1 riboswitch is annotated in these 792 nt (G+C 56.2%).

The features are described from left to right. Positions 1–567: 567 nt before the first annotated feature. Positions 568–746: riboswitch (yybP-ykoY riboswitch) on the top strand. Positions 747–792: the final 46 nt, after the last annotated feature.

Genomic DNA, 792 nt, shown 5'->3' with positions numbered 1-792 from the left:
GCAGGCCGTAGTGGCCGAACCCGTCACGTATCGCCAGATCGCGCAACGTCCGCCAAAGGTCAAAGCTTCACCATAATGTGAAATTGTGGAGCTAAATGGATAGCCCTTATATATGTACAGGGATTTGCGGGATGGGGCATTTGAACACGCGCCCGGCGAGAGCCCGTTATGCGAAATGGTTGCTTTTTGTTCGAAATAACGCCGGTCAGGCGCCTTCGGCACTCGGAGTAGAAGGCGACTATGCTTCAAAGCCTTGTCCAGTAAGGCTCTGAGGGAAATCATAGTGCGACATCTGTAGGGTGTCTTCCTCGAAAGTGCGACATCTGTAGGGTGTCGCTCCTCCAGAAATGAGGGCTCTCGCGGGCTGGTATTCCCCCGAAATCGCGTCTCTGAAGGGCGTAAACGACACGAGTAGGGTGTCTTTTGCGACATCGGTAGGGTAACGACACACACGTCGCCTAAGCCCTTTTTTATTTCCTGCAGTGCTTCACCCCACCTCCCCCGCTTTAACCCCCTCACCCCCTTCACCCCCGCAAGCTTGTTGCAAGCCCCCACACCCGCTAGAATCCCCCGGTCACTGGGGAGTAGCCTTCCTTCGCGCATCGCGTGAGGGAGAGCGCGTCAACATACTTGGCCTGCGGGTCATGGCGCGTTCGGCCGGTCGGTTTGGCGAGACCATTGGCTGTTACGTCCCGGTCTATTTGAGGATCGGCGGGGGATGTTTGTATCGCGAACGTCGGGAACGAATTTTTGAACTTCACCGCAAAGAGCGCGGGATACAGCGGACGTAAA

This window comes from Paraburkholderia phenoliruptrix (assembly GCF_902859825.1).
Taxonomy (GTDB): Bacteria; Pseudomonadota; Gammaproteobacteria; order Burkholderiales; family Burkholderiaceae; genus Paraburkholderia; species Paraburkholderia phenoliruptrix.
The sequence above is the reverse complement of the archived record's forward strand: the minus strand, read 5'-3'. Positions and strand labels throughout refer to the sequence as shown.